At 49.0% G+C, this 21,227-nt stretch carries 19 protein-coding genes and 1 rRNA gene; 6 read left to right on the plus strand and 14 right to left on the minus strand.

What is annotated here, in order from left to right:
* A 16S ribosomal RNA gene (locus HFP08_RS22710) occupies positions 1-84 on the minus strand; the annotation flags it as partial.
* 366 nt (positions 85-450) lie between these two features.
* On the opposite strand from HFP08_RS22710, the gene glsA reads away from it, so the two are divergent.
* Entirely contained in the window at positions 451-1,413 is a 963-nt protein-coding gene (glsA, locus tag HFP08_RS22715) for a glutaminase A (RefSeq protein ID WP_168122916.1), read from the plus strand.
* On the opposite strand, the gene HFP08_RS22720 is transcribed toward glsA, so the two are convergent.
* The 4 genes from HFP08_RS22720 to HFP08_RS22735 form a co-directional block, all read right to left on the minus strand.
* Positions 1,410-2,327 (minus strand): ArsR/SmtB family transcription factor, encoded by a 918-nt coding sequence (locus tag HFP08_RS22720; RefSeq protein WP_168122917.1) that lies wholly within the window; start codon positions 2,325-2,327, stop codon positions 1,410-1,412. The genes glsA and HFP08_RS22720 overlap by 4 nt on opposite strands.
* A gap of 86 nt (positions 2,328-2,413) precedes the next feature.
* Positions 2,414-3,919: an arabinosylfuranosidase ArfA gene (gene arfA, locus HFP08_RS22725; RefSeq protein WP_168122918.1), complete on the minus strand. Its 1,506-nt coding sequence runs from the start codon at positions 3,917-3,919 to the stop codon at positions 2,414-2,416.
* Positions 3,920-4,098: 179 nt separating this feature from the next.
* Positions 4,099-5,466: an ATP-binding protein gene (locus tag HFP08_RS22730; RefSeq protein WP_168122919.1), complete on the minus strand. Its 1,368-nt coding sequence runs from the start codon at positions 5,464-5,466 to the stop codon at positions 4,099-4,101.
* Between the two features lie 194 nt (positions 5,467-5,660).
* Entirely contained in the window at positions 5,661-6,719 is a 1,059-nt protein-coding gene (locus tag HFP08_RS22735) for a M42 family metallopeptidase (RefSeq protein WP_168122920.1), read from the minus strand.
* A gap of 179 nt (positions 6,720-6,898) precedes the next feature.
* Between HFP08_RS22735 and HFP08_RS22740 the strand changes: the two genes are divergently transcribed.
* Positions 6,899-8,350: a SpoVR family protein gene (locus HFP08_RS22740; protein ID WP_168122921.1), complete on the plus strand. Its 1,452-nt coding sequence runs from the start codon at positions 6,899-6,901 to the stop codon at positions 8,348-8,350.
* Between the two features lie 188 nt (positions 8,351-8,538).
* Here the strand turns inward: HFP08_RS22740 and HFP08_RS22745 are convergent, their stop codons facing one another.
* The 3 genes from HFP08_RS22745 to HFP08_RS22755 all read right to left on the minus strand — a co-directional run bounded on the left by HFP08_RS22745 (position 8,539) and on the right by HFP08_RS22755 (position 11,725).
* Positions 8,539-9,864, minus strand: coding sequence for an ABC transporter substrate-binding protein (locus HFP08_RS22745; RefSeq protein WP_240941761.1), 1,326 nt, complete (start codon positions 9,862-9,864; stop codon positions 8,539-8,541).
* A gap of 137 nt (positions 9,865-10,001) precedes the next feature.
* A complete protein-coding gene (locus HFP08_RS22750) occupies positions 10,002-10,838 on the minus strand; it encodes a carbohydrate ABC transporter permease (RefSeq protein WP_168122922.1) in 837 nt (278 codons plus the stop codon).
* Positions 10,838-11,725 (minus strand): carbohydrate ABC transporter permease, encoded by an 888-nt coding sequence (locus HFP08_RS22755; RefSeq protein ID WP_168122923.1) that lies wholly within the window; start codon positions 11,723-11,725, stop codon positions 10,838-10,840. The genes HFP08_RS22750 and HFP08_RS22755 overlap by 1 nt, the downstream gene beginning before the upstream one ends.
* Positions 11,726-11,860: 135 nt before the next feature.
* Between HFP08_RS22755 and HFP08_RS22760 the strand changes: the two genes are divergently transcribed.
* The gene (locus HFP08_RS22760; protein ID WP_168122924.1) at positions 11,861-13,687 is read left to right on the plus strand and encodes a cache domain-containing sensor histidine kinase; all 1,827 of its coding nucleotides are present in this window, start codon (positions 11,861-11,863) and stop codon (positions 13,685-13,687) included.
* Positions 13,687-14,958: a response regulator transcription factor gene (locus HFP08_RS22765; RefSeq protein WP_168122925.1), complete on the plus strand. Its 1,272-nt coding sequence runs from the start codon at positions 13,687-13,689 to the stop codon at positions 14,956-14,958. Before HFP08_RS22760 ends, HFP08_RS22765 begins: the two co-directional genes overlap by 1 nt.
* Positions 14,959-15,017: 59 nt before the next feature.
* Here HFP08_RS22765 and HFP08_RS22770 read toward each other — a convergent pair whose 3' ends face one another.
* Genes HFP08_RS22770 through HFP08_RS22780 form a run of 3 tightly spaced genes read right to left on the minus strand, consistent with a single transcriptional unit; the run spans position 15,018 to position 17,205 of the window.
* On the minus strand, positions 15,018-15,467 hold the full coding sequence (locus HFP08_RS22770; RefSeq protein ID WP_168122926.1) for a lipid-A-disaccharide synthase N-terminal domain-containing protein: 450 nt from the start codon (positions 15,465-15,467) through the stop codon (positions 15,018-15,020).
* Positions 15,468-15,470: 3 nt separating this feature from the next.
* Positions 15,471-16,175 carry a glycosyltransferase family 2 protein gene (locus tag HFP08_RS22775; protein ID WP_168122927.1) on the minus strand — a complete coding sequence of 235 codons (705 nt, stop codon included), beginning with the start codon at positions 16,173-16,175 and terminating at the stop codon, positions 15,471-15,473.
* Positions 16,144-17,205, minus strand: a complete 1,062-nt coding sequence (locus HFP08_RS22780; RefSeq protein WP_168122928.1) for a GDP-mannose 4,6-dehydratase — start codon at positions 17,203-17,205, stop codon at positions 16,144-16,146. The genes HFP08_RS22775 and HFP08_RS22780 overlap by 32 nt, the downstream gene beginning before the upstream one ends.
* Positions 17,206-17,535: 330 nt before the next feature.
* Between HFP08_RS22780 and HFP08_RS22785 the strand changes: the two genes are divergently transcribed.
* The gene (locus tag HFP08_RS22785) at positions 17,536-18,123 is read left to right on the plus strand and encodes a TetR/AcrR family transcriptional regulator (protein ID WP_168122929.1); all 588 of its coding nucleotides are present in this window, start codon (positions 17,536-17,538) and stop codon (positions 18,121-18,123) included.
* 144 nt (positions 18,124-18,267) lie between these two features.
* Complete coding sequence (locus tag HFP08_RS29375) at positions 18,268-18,720, plus strand: WGxxGxxG family protein (RefSeq protein ID WP_240941763.1); 453 nt, start codon at positions 18,268-18,270, stop codon at positions 18,718-18,720.
* Positions 18,721-18,787: 67 nt separating this feature from the next.
* Here the strand turns inward: HFP08_RS29375 and HFP08_RS22795 are convergent, their stop codons facing one another.
* From HFP08_RS22795 to HFP08_RS22805, 3 genes are all read right to left on the minus strand, one after another.
* Positions 18,788-19,228: a hypothetical protein gene (locus tag HFP08_RS22795; RefSeq protein ID WP_168122930.1), complete on the minus strand. Its 441-nt coding sequence runs from the start codon at positions 19,226-19,228 to the stop codon at positions 18,788-18,790.
* Positions 19,229-19,314: 86 nt separating this feature from the next.
* Positions 19,315-20,223, minus strand: a complete 909-nt coding sequence (locus HFP08_RS22800) for a transglutaminase family protein (protein ID WP_168122931.1) — start codon at positions 20,221-20,223, stop codon at positions 19,315-19,317.
* Positions 20,220-21,212, minus strand: a complete 993-nt coding sequence (locus tag HFP08_RS22805) for an alpha-E domain-containing protein (protein ID WP_168122932.1) — start codon at positions 21,210-21,212, stop codon at positions 20,220-20,222. Before HFP08_RS22805 ends, HFP08_RS22800 begins: the two co-directional genes overlap by 4 nt.
* Positions 21,213-21,227: the final 15 nt, after the last annotated feature.

Raw genomic sequence — 21,227 nt, forward strand, 5'->3', positions numbered from 1 at the left:
CCCGAAGGCATAACTCCGCTCGACTTGCATGTATTAGGCACGCCGCCAGCGTTCGTCCTGAGCCAGGATCAAACTCTCCATAAAGGGAGTTTTCGTACTTGGCAAAGCCAATGCGAAAAGCTCCAAGGGTAGTTCGACTTGCTCATTTTTTTTCGCTTTTTCATTATCTCAACGAAGCAAGCTTCGTTCATGTAATGAGGCAGTTTCACTCGTTGTTCAGTTTTCAAAGAACAATCACATTCTCACCCGAGCCTTGTTTATCTCTCGGCCGGAATTAGAATATACCACGGATGTATTTAAATGGTCAAGCTTTTATCAAAAAAAATTAATTTCTATTGATTTAGTTGAAAATCATCATCATGTTTGTTGAAGCAGGCTCTAACCATTATAATTTAAATCGAGGTGGTAACAGTATCGCAGCTGTTAAACTCTATGAAAGGCGGTGCGCCCATGAACAACCATAGCCATAAAAACAACAATGATGAAATCAATCTTATAAAACAGCAACTGCCTGACTGGTTGGCAAATAGCCGTAAACGATGCGCAGACGGCAAGGTCGCGGGATATATACCGGAATTGGCGAAAGCGAACTCCGATTCGCTGGGCATTCACATTATAGACGCCGCAGGCAATTCCATAACCGCAGGCGATTGCGGAATTCCCTTCACCATGCAGAGTATCTCGAAGGTATTCACCCTGTTGCTTGCCTTGATGGATAACGGCGAAGACCTTGTGTTCGACAAAGTAGGAATGGAGCCGACAGGAGATCATTTCAACTCCATGCTGAAGCTGGAGCTCGTTCAACCAAGCATCCCCTTCAACCCTCTCATTAACGCAGGAGCCATTGCCATCTCGTCTCTTATTAAAGGCGAAAATGCCGGTGAGAAAAACAATCGAATTCTCGATTTTTTCAAACAGTTAGCGAATAACGATTCCCTCGCATACAACGACGCCGTCTTTCAATCCGAATCCCATACGGCAGACTTGAACCGTTCCATGGCATATTTTCTGAAAGATAAAGGGATTCTTAGGGGCAATGTGGACGACATTCTTAACGTATACTTTCGACATTGCTCGATCGATGTCACCTGTGCAGATCTCGCTCGAATGGCTCTTGTGCTGGCATTCGACGGAAAAGATCCGTTGAGCGGCATCCAACACATCCCGCGCAGATATGTTCAAATTGCCAAAACGTTCATGGTTACATGCGGCATGTACAATGCGTCTGGACAATTCGCCATTCAGGTCGGATTGCCCGCCAAAAGCGGCGTAGCCGGGGGCATTCTCACCTTGGTGCCGGGCAAATTCGGCATCGGAGTTGCCGGCCCTGCTCTGAACGCAAAGGGGAACAGCATTGCCGGCGTTCATTTGCTCGAAACACTCTCTCAAAATCTGAAATGGAGTTTATTCTAGACACGCGCCGTTTCATAATAGACTTTAAACAAAATATCATGATTGTAATTGCCGAATCCTTTGCCGTACAGCGTCAAGCCGCCGATATGCTCCGCATCGGGTTTGACGCCGAGACGGAATGTCCAATAATTCCTTTCCAGCGCGATATCGTGAATCGTCGAGGCGGATAAGGGCTGTCCATCGAGGTATGTGCCGTCCTCCTGAATTCGAATTCGCTTAAGCAATCCGTATTGATTAATATAGTCCGGCCACCAATTAGGAGAAAATCTGCCGCGATGCTTCCCATAATCTCCGGGACTTGTCCACGATCCGATTTCACAGCCATTGATCTCGAAGCTGATGTCGGAAGGCCAGTTATCGCTAATACCGGGAGCCTCGGAGCCAATCTCGAGCGTAATTTCCAAAGCTGAGGGCCGTTGACCCGTCAGCAGATAGTTGGGGAGCTTGTATTCCACATAGCCTCGGCCAAACCACAATATACCGGCGTTCATCCGCTCCGGTTCCATGAAATAGCGCGGATCGTCATACTGGCCGATAAGATGCTCGGATGTTGCGATTCCGCAGGTCGGAAAAATTTCATATTCGGTATAATGGCCGACAGGCACACTTGTTTCGTGGTATTTCGACTTGTCAGAGTCCTTCTGCGGCAGCTCTATCGTTATGGAACGTTCGGCGAGCTCGCACATTTTGTGGGTTCCGCCGTCTTTGCGGACCTTTGCGGTTTTCACCAAACCGGCTTCTTCCAGTTTGCGAATATGCATCGTAACGATAGCGCTGCTAAGTCCCAAAGCGCTAGCAATATCCTTCACATTCATCGTAGCGTTCGCAAGAAGCTTTACGATTGCGAGCCTGACCTCGCTGGCCAACGCTTCATAAAGCGGCAGCCACCTCGAATCCGTATTTGCCTCTATCATTATGCCACTCCTTCATAATTCCGCCCTATTTTATGAAATAAGGATGTCGCAAAGGCTGCCGGAGCAGCAATTGGACATCCTTGCTGTTAAACCTTAATGCGGATAACATTCCATGAAGCTTTGCCGAGCGACGCGGTAATCTTACCCTCCTGGGTCATTGCCGCGTTGCCCGAGGAATGCGGCTGTACCCGATTCGGCATTTCGGCGGTGTTCGTTGCTTTCAGATCCTCATGCTCCAGCACGATATGTTCCATTATACGACCCCCTCCGAAGCTGCGCAAATCAATTTCGAAGAGCATCGCTTCCTCAAGATGACGATTGACAGCGAATACGACAACCTCCGATTTCTCTTCACTATGAATCGCAACGGTCTCCACGTAAGGAACATCAGTGAACTCGGAGCTGTCATACTTCGGCGACTTTACAAGCGGCACGAGGACCTCTCCTCTACCGAAAACACTGGCGTGCATGTAAGGGTAATAGATCGTTTGCTTCCAGGCAGATCCGCCGTTCTCCGTCATAATCGGAGCAATGACATTGACAAGCTGCGCGATGCAAGCCATCTTCACGCGATCCGCCCGCTTCAGCATACTAATCAACATACAGCCGACCAGCAGCGCATCTTCATGCGTATAGATGTCCTCAAGCTGCGGCGGAGCAATCGTCCATGGCTCGAGCTGTTTATCCTGCTCGTGAGAGTGGAACCAAACATTCCATTCGTCAAAGGAGAGATGAATTTTTTTCTTGCCCCTCTTCTTCGCCTGGATATAATCGCAGGTCGAAATAACCGTATGAATATAATCGTCCATGCCGACCGATTGCGCCAAGAAATTCGGCGTATCGTTCTTCTGGTTGCCATAGTATTGGTGTATGGACAAATAATCGACCGTTTCATAAGCCAGGTCCAGCACCGCAGCTTCCCATTCCGGGAACGTGGCCATTCCCCTGTTAGAGCTTCCGCAAGCTACCAGCTCAATCGTCGGATCCACCCACTTCATCACTTTGCCTGCTTCGTTCGCAATCCGCCCATACTCCGTTGCAGTCTTATGGCCAATCTGCCAAGGTCCGTCCATCTCATTGCCAAGACACCATGTTTTCACGGCATGCGGATCCTTGTAGCCGTGAGACACTCTCAGATCGCTCCAATAGCTTCCTGAAGGATGATTGCTGTATTCGACCAAATTGCGAGCTTCGTCTACACCTCTTGTCCCTAAATTTACGGCCATCATCGCTTCTGTATTCGCTTTCTTGCACCAATCGATAAATTCATTGAATCCGATCCAATTCGGTTCAATTGTGCGCCAAGCGAGTTCGAGCCTTCTTGGCCTTTCGTTAAGCGGGCCAACACCGTCCTCCCAATTGTATCCGGAAACAAAGTTCCCTCCAGGATAACGAACAATCGGAACTTGAAGTCCCTTTACCAGCTCCAGCACATCGGCACGAAAGCCTTGTTCGTCCGCGGTCGGATGATTCGATTCATAGATACCTCCGTAAACGGCCCTGCCTAAATGTTCGATAAAAGAACCATAAATGCGTTCATCCACTTTCCCCACAACAAAATCCTTATCCACAATCATTGAAGCCTTATTCATTAGGAAGGCACCTCGCAGCACGTATTTGGAAACCAATATGCAATTATTCCATAGCATAATTAAACAATAGTTATTGAATTAATTCAATAGCAATTTTAAAATGTTAGAATTAATATTTATATTAATCTAATAAACATTAAAAAAGCCAGCAATTGCTGCTTGGCTTAATCGATTACGATTTAATTCGAATTCGTTGTCCCTGTAAGTCCGGAGGGCGCAGCAGGTTTCGATTCTTCATTCCAATCCTTCTTATCTGCCGTTTCCTTGTCTTTTATTTCAGACGCATCAACTCTATGAAAATGCAATTCGCAGATTGTGCCTTGATTCAGCTTGCTTCGAAAGAAGATTTTGCCGTCCATCGCCTTCACCAGGTTCATGACGACCATTAGTCCAAGCCCTGTTCCCTTGTCCTTCATTGAGAAATAAGGCGTGCCAATCTGCTTCAATTGTTCGCTGCTCATCCCAATACCCGTATCTCTGATCAGAATTTGAATCTGGCCTTGCTCCAGCCTTGAGTGAACTGTCAACAATCCTCCGTCAGCCATTGATTCGATCGCATTCTTCATAATATTAAGCATGCACTGCTGAAATTGCTTTGGCTGCGCATGAATATACAACGCTTCATGGGACAAATGATGAGTGACGATTGACACATTTTTCTGTGCAGAAAACGGCTGCAGCCATAACACCACGCTTTCCAGCTCCTCCTTCACATTCAACGCTCTTGGAGTTTCTATACTGGGCTTCGAGAAATTCAGGTAATCGGTAATAATATTATTCGCATGGTCCAAGCCTTCGAATGCATACTTCCTGTATCGCTCGAAATTTTCTTTGCTGAGCTTGTCCACATTCATCAACTGCAAAAAACCGCGAGTCGTCGTAAGCGGATTCCTAATCTCATGCGAGATAGAAGCCGCAAGCTGAGCGACACTTTGATATTTCTCCGAGAGCACGAGATCACGTTGCAGCCGCAATTGATTTTTGATGAAAAAATAGACAAATGTAATCGATTGCGAAGCAAGAAGCGTTGACCATACCAACCATATATGAAGATCGAGAGGCAATTTCTTGCCGTAGAAATAGTAATCCATCTGCATATACACAATGAGGTAGACGGCCGACATGGATATGGAAAAAAGGGAAAGCCGCCACTTCGATTGAATCGGATAGTTTCTATGGAACAGACAGCTGACTGCAAAAGCAAACAGACAGCTTGCCATAATCGCTATCCAATCTCCCTTAAGCTCATATATGCCAATACCTGCAAGAAAGATAAAGTTAATAACCGTTGATGTTCGCTTGTTATGCAACAATGTAGCTGTCCATACGACCGGCAGCATAAAGAGCGCATATACTTCGGGCTGAGCGAATTCCAGCCCAAGATAAAGCGCGGCGGTTACAATGGCGATGCCGCTGAATTGAAACTCCCGCCATCTCTGGCGGGCAAGACTGGCAGGCGACACGATCAGGAAGAGCAGGCTGGCTGCAAGCAAATATAAGAACCCATGCAGAATAGGTGACCATACCGTAGGGAACAAGTTCTTCAATCCCTTCGCATCTTCTTAGTCAAGATACAATATTATCCATTGTTAGACTTTATTCGACAAGAACCCCCTTTCTCCTTCTTCCATAAATAATATTGAATAAAAAAATAGACGAGATTGACTCTCGTCGCTATTATTGTAAACCAATATATTCATATTCAATTCGATCTATCACTCCAACCATAAACGCTGGCTTCTTAATGAATCGGCGTCATCACATAGGCGAGCAGCAAAGCCGCGGTGTTCACTACCGCATCCTTGTGCGTTCGCTCCATGCCGTGCGAAGCGTGCACGCCCGGTCCGAGCAAAGCTGCGCGGATATTGCTTCCGCCTCTTAGAGCCGCAGAAGCATCGGAGCCGTAATACGGATAGATATCGACTGCGTACGGCAGCTCTTCGCGCTTTGCAAGCTCGATCAATTTGGTCGTCATCCCATAATCATAAGGACCTGACGAATCCTTGGCACAGATCGACACGTTCTGCTCGGAACCGGACAAATCGTCGCCAAGCGCGCCCATATCCACCGCCAGCAGCTCCGTTATATCAGCTGGAAGATAAGAGCTGCCGTGACCTACTTCTTCATAGGTGGAGATGATGATTTTCAGCGTGTGGGCCGGCGTTTTATTTTCCCGTTTCAGCCATTCCATCAATCCAAGCACGGACGCTACGCAAGCTTTGTCATCCAGATGGCGCGATTTGATCCAGCCGTTATCCAGCATCCGGGTCCTTGGGTCCCATGAGATGAAGTCGCCGACCGATATGCCCAGCTTCTCTGTATCCTCCTTCGAGCTTACCATCTCGTCAATGCGAATTTCCATATTAGCTTCCTCGCGCTTCATATCTCTGGCATCGCTGTATACATGGACGGATGGATGAGTCGTTAATACCGTTCCTTCATACTCGTGCCCGTCTCGCGTATGAATCATACAATATTCTCCTTCAACCGTAGCCATGGCATACCCGCCAATCGGGGTAAAGCGCAGCATCCCATTCCCTTTGATCGAACGCACCATCGCTCCGAGCGTGTCCACATGAGCGGAAATGCCGATGGTTTGCGAATCATCCTGACCTGGAATTGTGATGATTCCTGTTCCTTTGGGCGTTTGCTCCAGTGAATAACCAAGCTTTTCCGCTTCCTCTTCCATATAACCCATAATCCTCATGCAAAAGCCGCTTGGACTCGGAATGGCAAGGAGCGATTGCAGTTGAGCCATCATATAAGCAGCGTCGAGCTCCGGATTACATTTTTTTGACATGAGTCTCGCTTCCTTTCGCTAATTCGTCTATTCAAGCTATATAAGGAATCTTCTATCCATTGTATAGCCTTCCCAAAGCATATTCAACGATATCCGGAATGTCTCTCCCTTATCATAAGTTGCCCCGTGTCCACATACATATGGTATGAATCGTACTTATTCGCACGGAGGGATGAAGGATGAATCAGGATGACATACGCGAACTGGAGAGATCCATTGATGAAATCACGGAAATCGCCAGCGGCTTCGGGCTCGACTTCTATCAAATGCGATACGAGATCTGCCCCGCCGATATTATCTACACCTTCGGTGCCTACGGCATGCCGACCCGCTTCAGCCATTGGAGCTTCGGCAAGACCTTCAACAAGATGAAGATGCAATACGACTTCGGGCTTAGCAAAATTTACGAGCTCGTCATTAATTCGAATCCGTGCTACGCCTTCTTGCTCGAAGGCAACTCGCTCATTCAGAACAAGCTGATTGTCGCCCATGTGCTCGCCCACTGCGATTTCTTCAAGAATAACGCTCGCTTCGGCGTATCCAATCGGAATATGGTCGAGAGCATGTCCGCCACGGCTGACCGCATTCATCAATACGAGATGGAGCATGGCACGGAAGCAGTCGAGAAATTCATCGACGCGATTCTTGCTATTCAAGAGCATGTCGATCCAACCCTGATCAAGCCTTACCAGTTGGATAAGAAGCGGTATATCGAGATGAGCAGCAAGGAGCTCGAACGAAACAAAGGTATTCATCAGGCAAGCAAGTATGATGAACTATGGGATCTCGATACGGAGGTTCGGGCCGAAGAGAAAGCGGCAGCCGAGGCCAAGGCGGAAGAAGCCAAGCGCTTCCCCCCGCGTCCCGAGAAGGATATTATTTGGTTCATCGAAGAATACTCGCCTATACTGAAGGACTGGCAGCGGGATATTCTGTCGATGCTGCGGGACGAGATGCTCTACTTCTGGCCGCAGATCGAGACGAAGATTATGAACGAGGGCTGGGCTTCCTACTGGCATCAGCGCATCATTCGGGAGCTGGACCTGACCAGCGACGAGACGATCGAATTCGCCAAACTGAATTCTTCCGTCGTCGTGCCGTCGCGCAACAGCCTCAATCCGTATTACCTCGGTTTGAAGATCTTCGAGGATATCGAGAAGCGCTGGGACAATCCGACGATGGAGGAACAAGAAAGATTCGGGCGGGTGCCCGGCAAAGGTCGCGAGAAGATCTTCGAGGTCCGCGAATTCGATTCGGACATCTCGTTTCTGCGTAATTATTTGACCAAGCAGCTTGTAGACGATCTGGATCTGTATATTTTCGAGAAGAAGGGGCCCGAATGGAAAATTACCGACAAAGGCTGGGAAAATATTCGAGACCAGCTCGTCTATTCGAAGGTTAACGGCGGCTTCCCGACCTTGCTCGTGAAGGACGGCGACTTCAATAGGATGGGAGATCTGTATCTGCTTCATCAATACGAGGGCGTGGAGCTGGATCTGAAGTATGTCGAACGCACGCTGCCGTATGTCGTCCGGCTATGGGGCAAGAACGTGCATCTTGAAACGATGGTCGAGGACAAAAAAATCGTGTTCAGCTGCGACGGTAAGAAGACGAGCCGGAAGTTTGTTTGATGACCTTGTGAAAGGCAATATGTTGAAAAGCACGTGGGAGCTCCTGGCGGGGCTCCTTTTGTCTACTTTCGCCCACTATATTGTTCATTTAGCTGGAAATCCCTCACCGCCCACTATAAGCCAAAAACCGCCAAACGGCGGTCTTTGCGGTGTTATGAGGAAGCACAATTTCTGCTCTTTCCTCCGGCTTACTTCTTCGCCAAATTCTGAACCGTCTTGTCGAAGGAAGCCAGCAGCTCTTCCTTGTTCATCTTGCCAGCCGCGTATGCCTGCATGGAAGCGCCGATTTCTTGAGGAGCGCCGTCCGGCAGCATCGCCCATACCCATGGAAGCGTCTTGCCCGCGCTGCTGTACTCGGAGATCGAAGCCGCAATATCGCCAAGCTGCTCGTTCGTGAACGGAATATTAGTCATCGCCGGGATGAACTTGAACTCATCGACCAGATAATGCTGTCCTGTCTCCGAGGAAACCATCCAGTTCAAGAAGTCCTTCGCTTCTTGCTTCACAGCGGATTTCTTGTTGATGACCCAGTTGTTCGGCACGCCTACGAAGATATTGTCGTTAAGCGACGCGTCGTCGTTGATCGGCATTGGCAGCACGGCCAGATTCGCATCCGGATTCACGCCGTCGATCTGCACCTGCGTCCAGTTGCCCTGCTGTGTCATTGCAGCGCCGCCGGCAGCGAATTCGGTGACTTGCGTATTGTAGTCCGTTGTTACCGGATTTTTCTGCCCGAATTCAATCGTCGTGTCCAGCAGGTTCACCCAATCCTTGAATACCGCGTTATCCGCGAAGCTCTGGGAGCCGTCCTTCACGCCGTTGATGAAGGCAACCGGATCCGGCTGCTTCGCAAGCGCAACGTTGAACGTATGATTGCCAAGCACCCACCACTCGCCATAGCCGTTCTCGAAAGGCGTCACGCCGGAATCCTTCAGCTTCTGGGCCGCGTCGCGCAGACCGCTGAGCGTCGTCGGCACTTCTGTCACGCCCGCTTTGTCGAACAGATCCTTGTTGTAGATAAAGCCGTAGCCTTCGGTATTCATCGGCATGCCAAGCAGCTTGCCGTCGATTGTAATTTGCTGCTTGGTGGATTCGATCAGATTCGCCACCCATGGTTCGCCCGACAGATCCTCGAGCTTATCCTGCCACACCACTGCGTCGTTCCAGCCGCCGTTGTTGAAGATATCCGGCTCATCGCCGGAAGCGAATTTCGCCTTCAAAGCCGCGCCGTAATCCGCGCCGCCGCCAACGGTCTCAATTTGCAAATCGATGTTCGGGAATTCCTTCTCATATTCCTTCTCCATCTTCGCCATCGCATCCGCGATCTCAACCTTGAATTGGAAAATCTTCACGACCTTCTTCTCGCCGTTCGAAGCTGGCGTCTGCTCAGCCGTATTCGTGCCGCCTTCATTGTTCTTGTTGCCTGTATTCGAATTGTTATTTCCGCAAGCCGTTAGTACTGAGAATGCCATAACCGAGCTTAGCAGCACTGCCGATACCTTTTTGTTCATCATGTTTGACCCTCCAAATATAATGTTTTTTTAATCCAATTCCTTGTGAACTATCTGATATGAAAACCTTTGCAACGTCTATTATATCGTTCGTCGCATAAGGGCAACACCAACGTTATTGATCTCTTGGGTGGATTATATTAACCTTTCACCGAGCCAGCCGTAATGCCTTCTATGATATGACGTTGCATGATCAAGAAGAAGATAACGATTGGCGTGACGCCCAGCACAAGCCCTGCGAGCGCAAGATCCCACTGCTTCGTATATTGCGCGAAGAAGGAACTCGTTGCAAGCGGTATGGTGCGGAGGCCCGCGTCGGACAACATGAGCGACGGCAGCAGAAAGTCATTCCATATCCATAGGCTGTTGAGCAATATGATCGTTACCGTCATCGGCTTCAGAAGCGGGAAGACGATTCTCCAGAAGACGCCGTATGGCGACGCTCCATCCACGATCGCCGCTTCCTCGATTTCAAGCGGAATCGATTTCACGAAGCCGTGTACGAGGAAGGTGGCAAGCGAGACGCCAAAGCCGAAATAGCAGACGATTAATCCAATCAGCGAATTGAACAAGCCGGTGAAGGAAGCGACCTTCACGAGCGGAATCATTATGGATTGGAACGGAATAACCATTGCCGCCACGAACAAACCGAATATAACGTTGTTGAGCTTGGTCGGACGTCGCACCAGACGATAAGCCGCCATGGCGCTGAAGAGCGCAATTCCCGCATTGGCAGCCAAAGTCACGATCAAGGAATTCAGGAACACCTTCGGATACTGAATGATATCCCAGACGCGCGTGTAGTTCGACCAGACGAAGGCTCTTGGCCAATCCGCCGAATGCATGAGCAGATCGGCGAAGCTCTTCACCGAATTCACGAGCACGAAATAGAACGGAACCAGAAAGAGCAGAGCAAGCAAAATCGCAATGATCTCGATAAGCAATATCCGCCATGTGTAGCTGCGCGTAGTTTCCATTACGACTGCACCTCCTTGCGCTTCGTAATCGTCACTTGAATCAGCGTAATCGTTGCGACGATCAAGAAGAAGATCAGCGCCTTCGCGGCGCCAAGACCCATGCGGTTGTTCGTGAAAGCCTCGAAATAAATATTCATCGTGACGGGCTCCGTTGATTTGTACGGACCGCCTCGAGTCAGCGAGTAGACCACATCGAATATTTTGAACGAATTGGAGATCGTCAGGAACAAGCATACGGTTACCGCCGGCATAATGAGCGGCACGATAATGCTCTTCAGCTTCTGAAGAAAGTTCGCTCCGTCAATCGACGCCGCTTCCATCAGCTCATTCGGGATATTGATTAATCCCGCGATATAAATAATCATGAGATAACCCGCTCCCTGCCAGACACTGACGATGACGACGCCCCAGAAGCCGGTGCTTGCGTCGCCGAGCCATGGCAGATTGAAGAAAGCAAGCCCGGTTGCGGATCCGACAGCCGCAAAGCCTTTGATGAAGATGAATTGCCAGATGAAGCCCAGAAGCAGCCCTCCGATGACATTCGGCAGGAAGAAGATTGTCCGAAGCGCGTTCTTCGTGCGAATCGGTCTGGTCAACAAGAGCGCCAGCCCGAAGCCGACCAGATTGGTCAGAATAACGGCTGTTACCGTGAATTTCATCGTGAATACGAATGAATTTCTGAAATTATCATCATTCATGAAGATCGTTTTGAAATTATCAAGGCCTATCCATTTCACTTCATTCGATACGCCGTTCCAGTCCGTAAACGCATAATACATGCCCATTGCAAACGGAATAAGCACAATCAGAACAAAGAATACTAGGGAAGGTCCGATGAAATAAAGCTGCTGCAGCCACTCGCTGAATTGCTTTCTTCTCGTTGTCATTGACTTACTCTCCTCTCGCCTTGCAGAAACCGTTTCATTGATTTGAAGTATACAAGGCATGGAATTGACTGTACACTGAGAGAAATGACGCATAAGGTGGATTATATTGATGTGCAAAAAACGATGTGACAGCCTGTGAAAACAAGCCTTCGCAAAAAGCTTATGATTGTTCTGCTCGCGGCGACGATCCTTCCCATCTCTATCTCGATGTTCATTACGTATCAGCGGACAACCTCGTCGATCACCAAGCAAGCCATGGCGGAGAACTCCAAATTGCTGTTCCAAGGGGAGTCCAATCTTGCCAATTACTTCGAGCTCTTTAATAAACTGTTCAATTCAGTGTATTATGATGCAAATGCCGGCGATGCCATATTCCGGCTGCTGCGCGACGGCGAACTGCCGCAAGGCAGCACTCAAGACGGACAATCCTTGATCAGCTCTACGCTGCGCAGCATGGCGATGACGAATCCGGATATTTTCCAAATAAGACTAAGCGTGAACAAAACCGATACGACATACCTGCTGGCGAATGATCTGATCAGATCCTCCAGCGGCTCCGCAGCGCCCGAGGACTCCGCGATTGATTGGAAGCCGGAAGGCTACGTAGAGGCCACGCATGCCAGTCATCCTTACGGACTTGACGAGCGCAAGAAATTCACCTTCTATTTCTCCAAGCCCGTTGTGTCCTTCCATCGTCCGGTTCTCGATATTCCTTCCGAGCATGAAATCGGCAGGCTTTCCATTGATTTATCGCTCGATTATATTCGTTCAATCAGTGAAATGCTGTATACGCCCGGCAAGGAGGAGCTATGGATTGTTAACGCTTCCGGCGATGTCGTCTACAGCTCTTCCGAGGATTTGATCGGCACGAATATACGCAACGAAGAGTGGGTAGATCTGCTGCTGAAAGAGCCCGTGAACAGCGGGAATTTCAATCTCCGTTCCTCGCGATTCGACGGGCTTATCGCCTACCAGAAGCTGACAGCCGGCTATATGGATTGGACAATCGTCAAGCGAATCCCTTATGATCATCTATACAGCGGAGCCAGGCAGATTACCCGCATCAATATGCTCGTGCTTGGATGCTTCCTGCTCGTTACCGTCATAGCAACCATCCTGATTTCTTATCGAATGACAGAGGGGATCAAGCGGCTCATCGGATCCATTAACGCCATGCAGGCAGGAAATCTTCAGGTAGAAATACCCATTCAATCCAAAGATGAAATCGGCGTACTGGCGAGGCGATTTCGTCAATTGATGGCGCAGATTAACCATCTTATACTGCGGGAGTACAAGCTTGAGATCGCGAACAAAACCTATCAGCTTAAGGCGCTGCAGGCTCAGGTTCATCCCCATTTCCTCTATAACGCCTTACAGTCCATCGGCACGCTTGCTCTCAAAAATCAGGATCGAAATTTGTACAAGCTTATCGCCTCTCTCGGCAAGCTGATGCGCTATCATATGAACACGGAAGAAACGGTTGTCCCGCTGAAGAAGGAAATCGAGCATGTGAAGGCTTACCTGGAGCTTCAGAAGCAGCGGTTCGGAGAGCAGCTTCACATTCGCATAGAGACCGAGCCAAGCGTTGAGAATATTGAAGTGCCGAAAATGATCATACAGCCTCTCGCGGAGAACATCTTCAAGCATGGCATGAACAGCTCCGACAAATCGATTGTCATTGCCATTCAATGCCGGGTTACTTCTGACGGAGGGCTTGCCCTGTTGGTAGAGGATAACGGACAAGGCATCGCGCTCGAGACCGTTTTGCAACTGCAAGCGCAGCTTGAGCGGCCGGATTCGGCAGAATCGCTCTCCAGAGACGAACATATCGGACTTGCGAATGTGCTCATGCGGCTTCGGCTATTCTTCAATACGAACACCACTATGACTTTGCGAAGCGCACCGGGCGAAGGCTTTGCGGTTCGCATTCATATTGGGATAGAGAAAGGAGATGTGCAGTGATGAAGGCGCTTATTGTAGATGACGAGAAGCATGTAAGAGAAGCTATTCATTTGCTCGTGGATTGGGAGTCGCTTGGCATCGGAGAAATCAGGGAGGCTTCGGAAGGAGCGGCGGCCATCGCAATCATCAAGGAATGGCGGCCCGAAATTATCTTCACGGACATTATGATGCCCGGAGTCGACGGCTGCGAGCTGTTAAGCTGGATTCAACAGCATGCCCCCGAGAGCAAATCCATCGTGATAAGCGGACATGACGACTTCAGATTCGTACGGCATTCCATGACAACAGGGGGAATCGATTATATTCTGAAGCCGATTGACGCCGATCAGTTGGAAGCGGCCGTTAAGCAGGCCGTTGCCATGCGGCGCGAGGAAGATTTGGCAAGAGAAGAGCAGCAATCCCGCAATATTGAGGTCAATTTGCTGAAGCCCGTCTATCGGGAGAAGATGTTTACGGAGCTCATTCAGCATGGAACCTCAAACGGAGGCAAGCTGATGGATCTGCAGCGCGAATTCCCAGAACTTGAGACGGCGGAGCACTGCTCCTGCTCACTCATAATTCTAAGCGGAATGGATGATGCGGTGCGACGGAAATATGAGAAGCATCGCGACCTCCTGTTCTTCACGTTGACGAATATTTGCAATGATTTTCTTCTGGAAGAGAGAATTGGCTTTGCATTCCGCTATTGGGCGAATGACGAGGAAGTCGCTCTGCTTCATTGGGATGACTTGCATCGATTGGACGAGCTGCTCCCGGCAATTAACGCCGCCTTCCTCTCGACGTTATCGACCCGCTTTGATATCGGGGTAAGCTCGGTAAAAGCATTTCCCGCAGAGGTTCAAGCCGCTTATCACGAAGCGAAAACGGCTCTGCTTCAGCGCAATATCGCTTCCTCCGAGCATCGCGTATATCTGTTCGGCGGCTCTCAACAGACAAAAGCGAATCCTGAGCGCGATGTTATGGAGGAGATACAAGCTTATATCGATTCGCACTATAATGCCGAGCTGTCGCTTCAGCATATCTCAGACAAATTTTTCTTAAGCCGTGAATATATTTCTCGTCGGTTCAAACAGAAGACAGGCGTCAACCTATCCGAGTATGTGGAGCAGCTTCGCATCAATTATGCCAAAAGCTATGTGCTTAATCCCCAGCTCAAAATTTCGCAAGTCGCGCAAATTGTAGGTTATCAGGATGACAAATATTTCAGCAGAGTATTCAAGAAGCTCACGGGTTGCTCTCCTAATGACTACCGGCAAGCGCATCGCAAATGAAAAAAGAGTCCTCCAGTCAGAACCCTTCCGGCTGTCCGAGAGCTATCTCGGCAGTCTATTCATTTGGCGCCTTCCCTTATTCGTCCGGTTAATGCTTCCCGTTTCTCATAGGACTCATTTTCTTCGCGCATGACCATCTCCGCGCCTACCGCTGTCTCTTGAACGGTGGACTTAGATTGAGCTTCCGTGCTTACGGCGGATTCTTCTATCGTCGCTTCTTCATGCTCTTCCTTCTTCATAATCATTAAATTCCGCGCATAAATAAATAATCCGGGCACTTGGCCCAATATGAAGACCGGGTCTTTGCGGTAGATGGCATAAATGGACAAAACGCTGCTTCCGAGAATACTGAACATCCAGAAGGATCGCGTCACTACGCTTTTCTTCGCCTTCTCGCTGGCGATCCACTGTACGACAAAGCGTCCAGTGAACATGATTTGTCCAATCAAGCCGAACAGAATCCACCAATGCTCCCTCTTCGAAAATAAATCCTGCATCCATTCCCTCATAGGTTACTCACCTCTAATGGAGTATCGAATCACTCGCTTCCGCAGCCAGCCAATGACAATTGCATCCATCAAACCGACAAACGCGCGGTTAAGCACGCCATACTTGGAAGTGCCGAACTCACGCTCGCGGTGGCGAACGGGGACTTCAATGACCTGGAAACCATTCATTCTGGCCAGCGTCGGCAAGAAACGGTGAAAGCCTTCGTACAAGGCATAGCTTTCCCCAACTTGCCGTTTAAACACCTTCATCGGACAGCCTGTATCGTAAATTTGATCGCCTGTTATAAAGTTCCTCACACCGTTTCCGACTCTGGATGAAATTTTCTTCACGAAAGTATCATGGCGTCTTGTGCGCATGCCGTTCGCAAAGTCATATTCGTCCATATAAGCCAGAAGCGTCAAAATATCCTCGGGATCGGTCTGAAGATCGCCGTCCATCGTAGCGATAAATTCTCCTGACGCATGCTTGATGCCCGCATAGATTGCCGCAGTTTGACCGCAATTTTCCACAAAATGAAGCGGCTTTACATGAGGATCTTCCTCTGCAATACGCTCCATCTCACGCTCGCTTCCATCCTTGCTGCCGTCATTCACCAAAACGATTTCATAGCTTTCAACTTTGTCCTGCAACGCGTCCGTTATGGCCTTGTGCAGATGGGAAATATTCAGTTCTTCATTATAAATGGGTACGACGACGGATAGTTTCACCTTTTCGCTCTCCTTTATACCAGGTTACAAATCTATGAATGCCCTCTTCAAAGGAAGTGGATGGGGAGAAGCCGATTAATCGCCTTGCTTTGTCGATATTGGCGCAGGTTCTGTTGACATCGCCGGCTTGCATCCCAAGACGGTTCAGCTTCGCTTTCATTCCCGTTTCCTTCTCGATGGTCTCCACAAGCGATTTCAGCGTAATCGTTCGATCTCCGCCCAAATTCAAAATTTCATACACATTGGAATGCTCCTCCACATAACGAAGAGATCCGACAACTCCCGCAACAATATCCTCGATGTACGTATAATCGCGCATCGTCGTGCCATCGCCATAGAAGGGAATTTCCTTGCCTTGGAAGATCATGTCCGTAAATTTGTGAATGGCCAAATCCGGTCTTTGCCTCTCTCCGTAAACGGTGAAGAAACGAAGCATCATCGCATCAATTCCGTACAAATGCTGATAAGTCGCTCCGATAAGCTCGCAGCTCCTTTTGGTTGCGGCATACAATGAAATGGGGAAATCAACAGGATCCCCTTCCTCGAAAGGCGTTTTCTCATTATTGCCATAGACGGAAGAGGAAGAAGCACATACCCATTTCTTCACTCCATGTTCCTTCATGCATTCGAGCAAATTAAGCGTGCCTCTTACATTGACTTCCTCGAACTCAAGCGGTTGATCGATGGAGGCGCGTACGCCCGGCAAAGCGGCCAAATGCACGACCGCATCAATTGGCTCAGATTGAAATACCTCATCCAGCCGCGATTTATCCCGTATATCCACGATTTCAAGTCGATAATTCGGCTCGCTGATAGAAGCAGGCAAAGCTCTAAGCGTCTCTGCCTTGGATGAGTCATCCTTGAATGCGTCATTCCTCAGGAATGGACGGATGTTGTCGAGCTTGATTCTGTAATCGTACATATCGTTGAACGCGTCTACATTAATGACGCGGTGGCCTCCCTTGACCAGCAGCTCGCATACATGAGAGCCAATAAATCCGGATCCTCCGGTTATCACGTAAGTCGACATTTTATCTCCCCCTTTTCTATTTACCCTGTTAGAGAAGGATTTGAACCGAGTTTTAATCGCTGTTTAACACATGCGCTAATCTTATCAAATATCCTTTGGATGTCAATCCTTAAATTATAGAATTTTAATAATTAAATGTCATTAGGCGATGGAAATTAACTTGACATATTTCTTTCAAGCTGTTTATATTTAATCAACGTTTAAAACAAGATTTAGTTTGAATAGCACTGTAGTACAAGCTTATGTTTCGTAAGCAAAGGGTATGTTAATACAATCGAAATATTTCAAAGCCTGCATGCATTGCAAATTCGAAGAGGTGACATATATATTATGCCTTATGAGCAAGAGGCTTCTACAAGAAACAATATTTTGAATGTTACCATAGAGGTTATAAAAAACGAGGGCTTCGAGGAAGTGACTATTCGCAAGATTGCCGCTCTTGCCGATGTTAATGTGGCGCTTGTCAATTATCACTTCGGATCCAAGGAAAAGCTGTTGAACGAGGTGGTGCAATCCATTCTTGATTCATTCCGCGATTGCTTCCATATCTTCGAGCGGCTCGATTTGACTCCGAAACATAGATTGGCCCAATTTTTCACGGATTATATGACGGTATTCAAGCAATATCCGCAATTGCTCAGACGCTTGATCGCCGCTAACCGCAAGCATAAATTCGACACCCAGTACGATTATATCTCATTCATAAAAAGCACGGGCATTGAGCTGGTTCTGAATGCGATTAAAGAAATAACCTCAGAAACGGATACTCAACAAGTCTATTCCATTATGACGCAGATTATGGGAGCTATCCTGTTTCCGTTATTAATGGCTCCTTCCGTCATGCAGTTATCCGGGTTTCGCGAGCCTGATATCGCATCGCATGTCGAATCCGTGCTCGATGTCTATTTTAGAGACTAATATTCCTCCTTCGATTGAAGACGGCTTCGCCCTGAATTGGCGAAGCCGTCTTCTTTTGGCGGTTAATGGATTGCATAGGCAGAGGCGCGTTTGCTTAAGCTAAGCTCGAAACACAAACTACACTCGAAGGGATGATCGATCTACATGAAGAAAGCAGGAATAATCGCAGTCATTTTCGCATGCTTTACGTTTATCTTTGCGTTGCCGGCTGCACACGCGAATAACATGAAGGGAACGTACACCGATAACTCAGTGACGAATGACATGAATCGCGGCTATCAGAACATGAAGAACGATATTAACCGGACAACCCATTCCATGAAGTACGATATGAATCGCGCTACGAACAGGGTCGAGAATGGCGTCAACCGTGCTGCCACCAACGTCGAGAATGGTGTTAATCGCGTTCTGGACGTGAACGACAACAACTATGATTACAACAGAACGAACATGATGAACCGCACCAATTACAAAGCGGCAAACTACAGAACGATGGCAGATACGACAAATAACAATAATTTCAATTGGGGCTGGCTTGGACTGCTGGGTCTGATCGGTCTTGCCGGTCTTCGGAACCGCGATCGCGGCCGCGCTTAACTCCATCATCTACAACAATCAAGAAACCTTCAACCCCGCAATCGGGGATTGAAGGTTTCTGTGTTTGTCAACGGCGAATGAATTGACGATCGATCGTATCGAGCAAGGGCGTTATGTCCCCGCCTTCCTGCAGCTTGGCATACAATTGTTTGTCGGCCGTCACATGATAGCGATATTCCGGAAATTGCCACAGTAAAGCGGAATATACCTGCTGCTCAAGCACTCTCCGCTTCGCCGCGTTATCGATTGTGATCCCCACCGCTACATCCATGTCCTGCATGACGACGACAGCGCCTTCCACGCCGCTCACCCCATCGGCGATTCGTGCAAGATGCTTCTCGCTTAGTTGCCCTTGCATGGGTCCGCTGCTTAGCCGGCGGACAGGCTCGTTCTCGCTTAACGGCTTCATATCGCCGTTATTGCTGCGGCCCCATGCGCCGCAGCCCGAGGCTGAGGCAATCACCGCCGCCAACAGCAAAACAGCGCAAATCCGCTTCTGTATGTTCATCTCTACACCTCCGTTTTCTTTCCTTTAACATTTACAGAGGAGGATGAAATATACATTATCGTTTGCGCTATTTTCAAGAAGCATAATCAATTCGACTCATCCAGGCTCTGCACATCGACTGTCACCTGCAAAACCTGTTCGCCGCTGCCGCGGTAAACGCCCTTGACCGGCACGATATCCGCATAATCCCTGCCGTGGCCAAGCTTCACATAACGCTCTCCCACGGGATCCTGATTCGTCGGGTCGAAGCTGCACCAGCCAAGCGATGGCACATAAGCTTCGACCCACGCATGTGACGCTTGCTCGAAATCCGCGCTTCCGCCTTGCAGATCGCCAACAAAATGATAGCCGCTCACATATCTCGCAGGAATGCCGATCGAGCGCGAGCATGCAATCATCAAATGAGCGAAATCCTGACACACTCCGCGCTTGTTCGAGAAAATCTCCGAAGTTGTCGTCTTCACATTCGTCGCGTCGGGATCGTATAGGAATTGGTCGCGTATCAGATTGCTCAGCGCGTTGAGCCAGTCAAGCAAGTTGCAGTCTTCCCTGCTCTTGCCCGGAGCCGCGATGTCTTCCACCTCTTCTGTGAAAGAAATCACCTCTGACGTAACGGAGGTATACGCCGTCTCCAGCAGAAATTCCGCAAATCGATTCGCAGCCTCCTCCGTGCCAAGAAATTGCCATGCCTGCTGCGGCGCCCGCCCATTGCAATAACGTATTCGTTCCTCGTCGCTTAAGGAGCTCTTGGTCACTACAGTCATTTTCGAACGAATCGTCAGTCTTTGATGCGGTTGATTGACGGAGAAGGCATGCACGCGATTGCCGAAATAATCTTCATAGGTGAATAACGATGCATTCGGTTCTATTGCAATGGATTGATTATAGCAGGATTGTCTGTCGTTCGTGCTGGGAGTCAGACGAATTTCATTGACACTGTCCGTTACCGGCTCGGGATAATCGTACCTCGTGACATGGCTGATACAGAGCTTCATGCGCTTGCCTCCCCCATGCGAAAAAAGGTCTTTGCGAACATCACGCCCAATTGTCCGAATGACTTGAACAGATGCCCGATAATTGCGCCGTCTCTGTCGATGGCCAGGTCTTCCGTCTCGAGGATCGCCATATCTGCGCGCAGCTTGCCGACTTGCCGGATAATCTTCTCATGCTCGTTCCGCAGGCTCTTCTCCTGCAGATGAATATGACGCAGATGCTCATCTAAAGCTTGCAGACTGTATTGAAGCGAACGCGGGAAAATCGTGTTCAGAATAACAAATTCCATAATTGCTTCCACAGTAATGCCGTCCGCGTAATATCTTCGGAAAGCCTGATAGCCGCTAACCGACCGAAGCACGGCCTGTAGATACGGATACGCCGTCTGCTGATCCCACGGCTCCGAATTTGCCGTCTGGAGCGCGGAGCTCAGAATGCGCAGCGTATTCTCGCCCCGCTCCAAATGTCTGCCGCATTCGATGAAATGCCACTCATTCTCGCGCGGCATGACGGACTGCGCCACTCCCAGGAACATCGCCGTCCATTCCTTAATCTTGGCGTAGAAAAGATGCGGCGAATCCTGCAGAAGCTCTTCAGGCCGCTTCTCCCGCAGCCATAAATAGAAGCCGTTCGTATAGTCCCACATCTCGCTCGGAAGCTTCTCGCGCAGCGTGCGAACGTTATTCCGTGCATTGCATACGCAGGATACGATCGAATTGGGATTGTCGCGATCCAGCGATGCGTAATGCAGCACTTCCATCTCTGTATAGGTGCCGTATTGCTTCTCGTAAGCGTCGCGGCTTCCGAGCGCGTCGACTATCCTGATCCATTTGGAAATCTTGTCTTCGCCAGCTTCGCCTGAATCCTCGTAGATCGTTGCTTCTCTTTCCATCTGAAGATGATAATGCACGTCGATCAAACGCGCGTGATTCTCCACCCGTTCCATATATCTCCCAATCCAGAACAACGCTTCCGCATTACGGTTCAGCATGGCTTCTCCTCCTTC

Source organism: Paenibacillus sp. HB172176 (assembly GCF_011947265.1).
Taxonomy (GTDB): Bacteria; Bacillota; Bacilli; order Paenibacillales; family Paenibacillaceae; genus Pristimantibacillus.

Excerpts from the sequence above, each read along its gene's own strand:
- glsA (WP_168122916.1), top strand. The coding sequence starts at position 451 with ATGAACAACCATAGCCATAAAAACAACAATGATGAAATCAATCTTATA.
- HFP08_RS22720 (WP_168122917.1), bottom strand. The coding sequence starts at position 2,327 with ATGATAGAGGCAAATACGGATTCGAGGTGGCTGCCGCTTTATGAAGCG.
- arfA (WP_168122918.1), bottom strand. The coding sequence starts at position 3,919 with ATGAATAAGGCTTCAATGATTGTGGATAAGGATTTTGTTGTGGGGAAA.
- HFP08_RS22735 (WP_168122920.1), bottom strand. The coding sequence starts at position 6,719 with ATGTCAAAAAAATGTAATCCGGAGCTCGACGCTGCTTATATGATGGCT.
- HFP08_RS22740 (WP_168122921.1), top strand. The coding sequence starts at position 6,899 with ATGAATCAGGATGACATACGCGAACTGGAGAGATCCATTGATGAAATC.
- HFP08_RS22745 (WP_240941761.1), bottom strand. The coding sequence starts at position 9,864 with ATGATGAACAAAAAGGTATCGGCAGTGCTGCTAAGCTCGGTTATGGCA.
- HFP08_RS22750 (WP_168122922.1), bottom strand. The coding sequence starts at position 10,838 with ATGGAAACTACGCGCAGCTACACATGGCGGATATTGCTTATCGAGATC.
- HFP08_RS22755 (WP_168122923.1), bottom strand. The coding sequence starts at position 11,725 with ATGACAACGAGAAGAAAGCAATTCAGCGAGTGGCTGCAGCAGCTTTAT.
- HFP08_RS22765 (WP_168122925.1), top strand. The coding sequence starts at position 13,687 with ATGAAGGCGCTTATTGTAGATGACGAGAAGCATGTAAGAGAAGCTATT.
- HFP08_RS22770 (WP_168122926.1), bottom strand. The coding sequence starts at position 15,467 with ATGAGGGAATGGATGCAGGATTTATTTTCGAAGAGGGAGCATTGGTGG.
- HFP08_RS22780 (WP_168122928.1), bottom strand. The coding sequence starts at position 17,205 with ATGTCGACTTACGTGATAACCGGAGGATCCGGATTTATTGGCTCTCAT.
- HFP08_RS22785 (WP_168122929.1), top strand. The coding sequence starts at position 17,536 with ATGCCTTATGAGCAAGAGGCTTCTACAAGAAACAATATTTTGAATGTT.
- HFP08_RS29375 (WP_240941763.1), top strand. The coding sequence starts at position 18,268 with ATGAAGAAAGCAGGAATAATCGCAGTCATTTTCGCATGCTTTACGTTT.
- HFP08_RS22795 (WP_168122930.1), bottom strand. The coding sequence starts at position 19,228 with ATGAACATACAGAAGCGGATTTGCGCTGTTTTGCTGTTGGCGGCGGTG.
- HFP08_RS22800 (WP_168122931.1), bottom strand. The coding sequence starts at position 20,223 with ATGAAGCTCTGTATCAGCCATGTCACGAGGTACGATTATCCCGAGCCG.
- HFP08_RS22805 (WP_168122932.1), bottom strand. The coding sequence starts at position 21,212 with ATGCTGAACCGTAATGCGGAAGCGTTGTTCTGGATTGGGAGATATATG.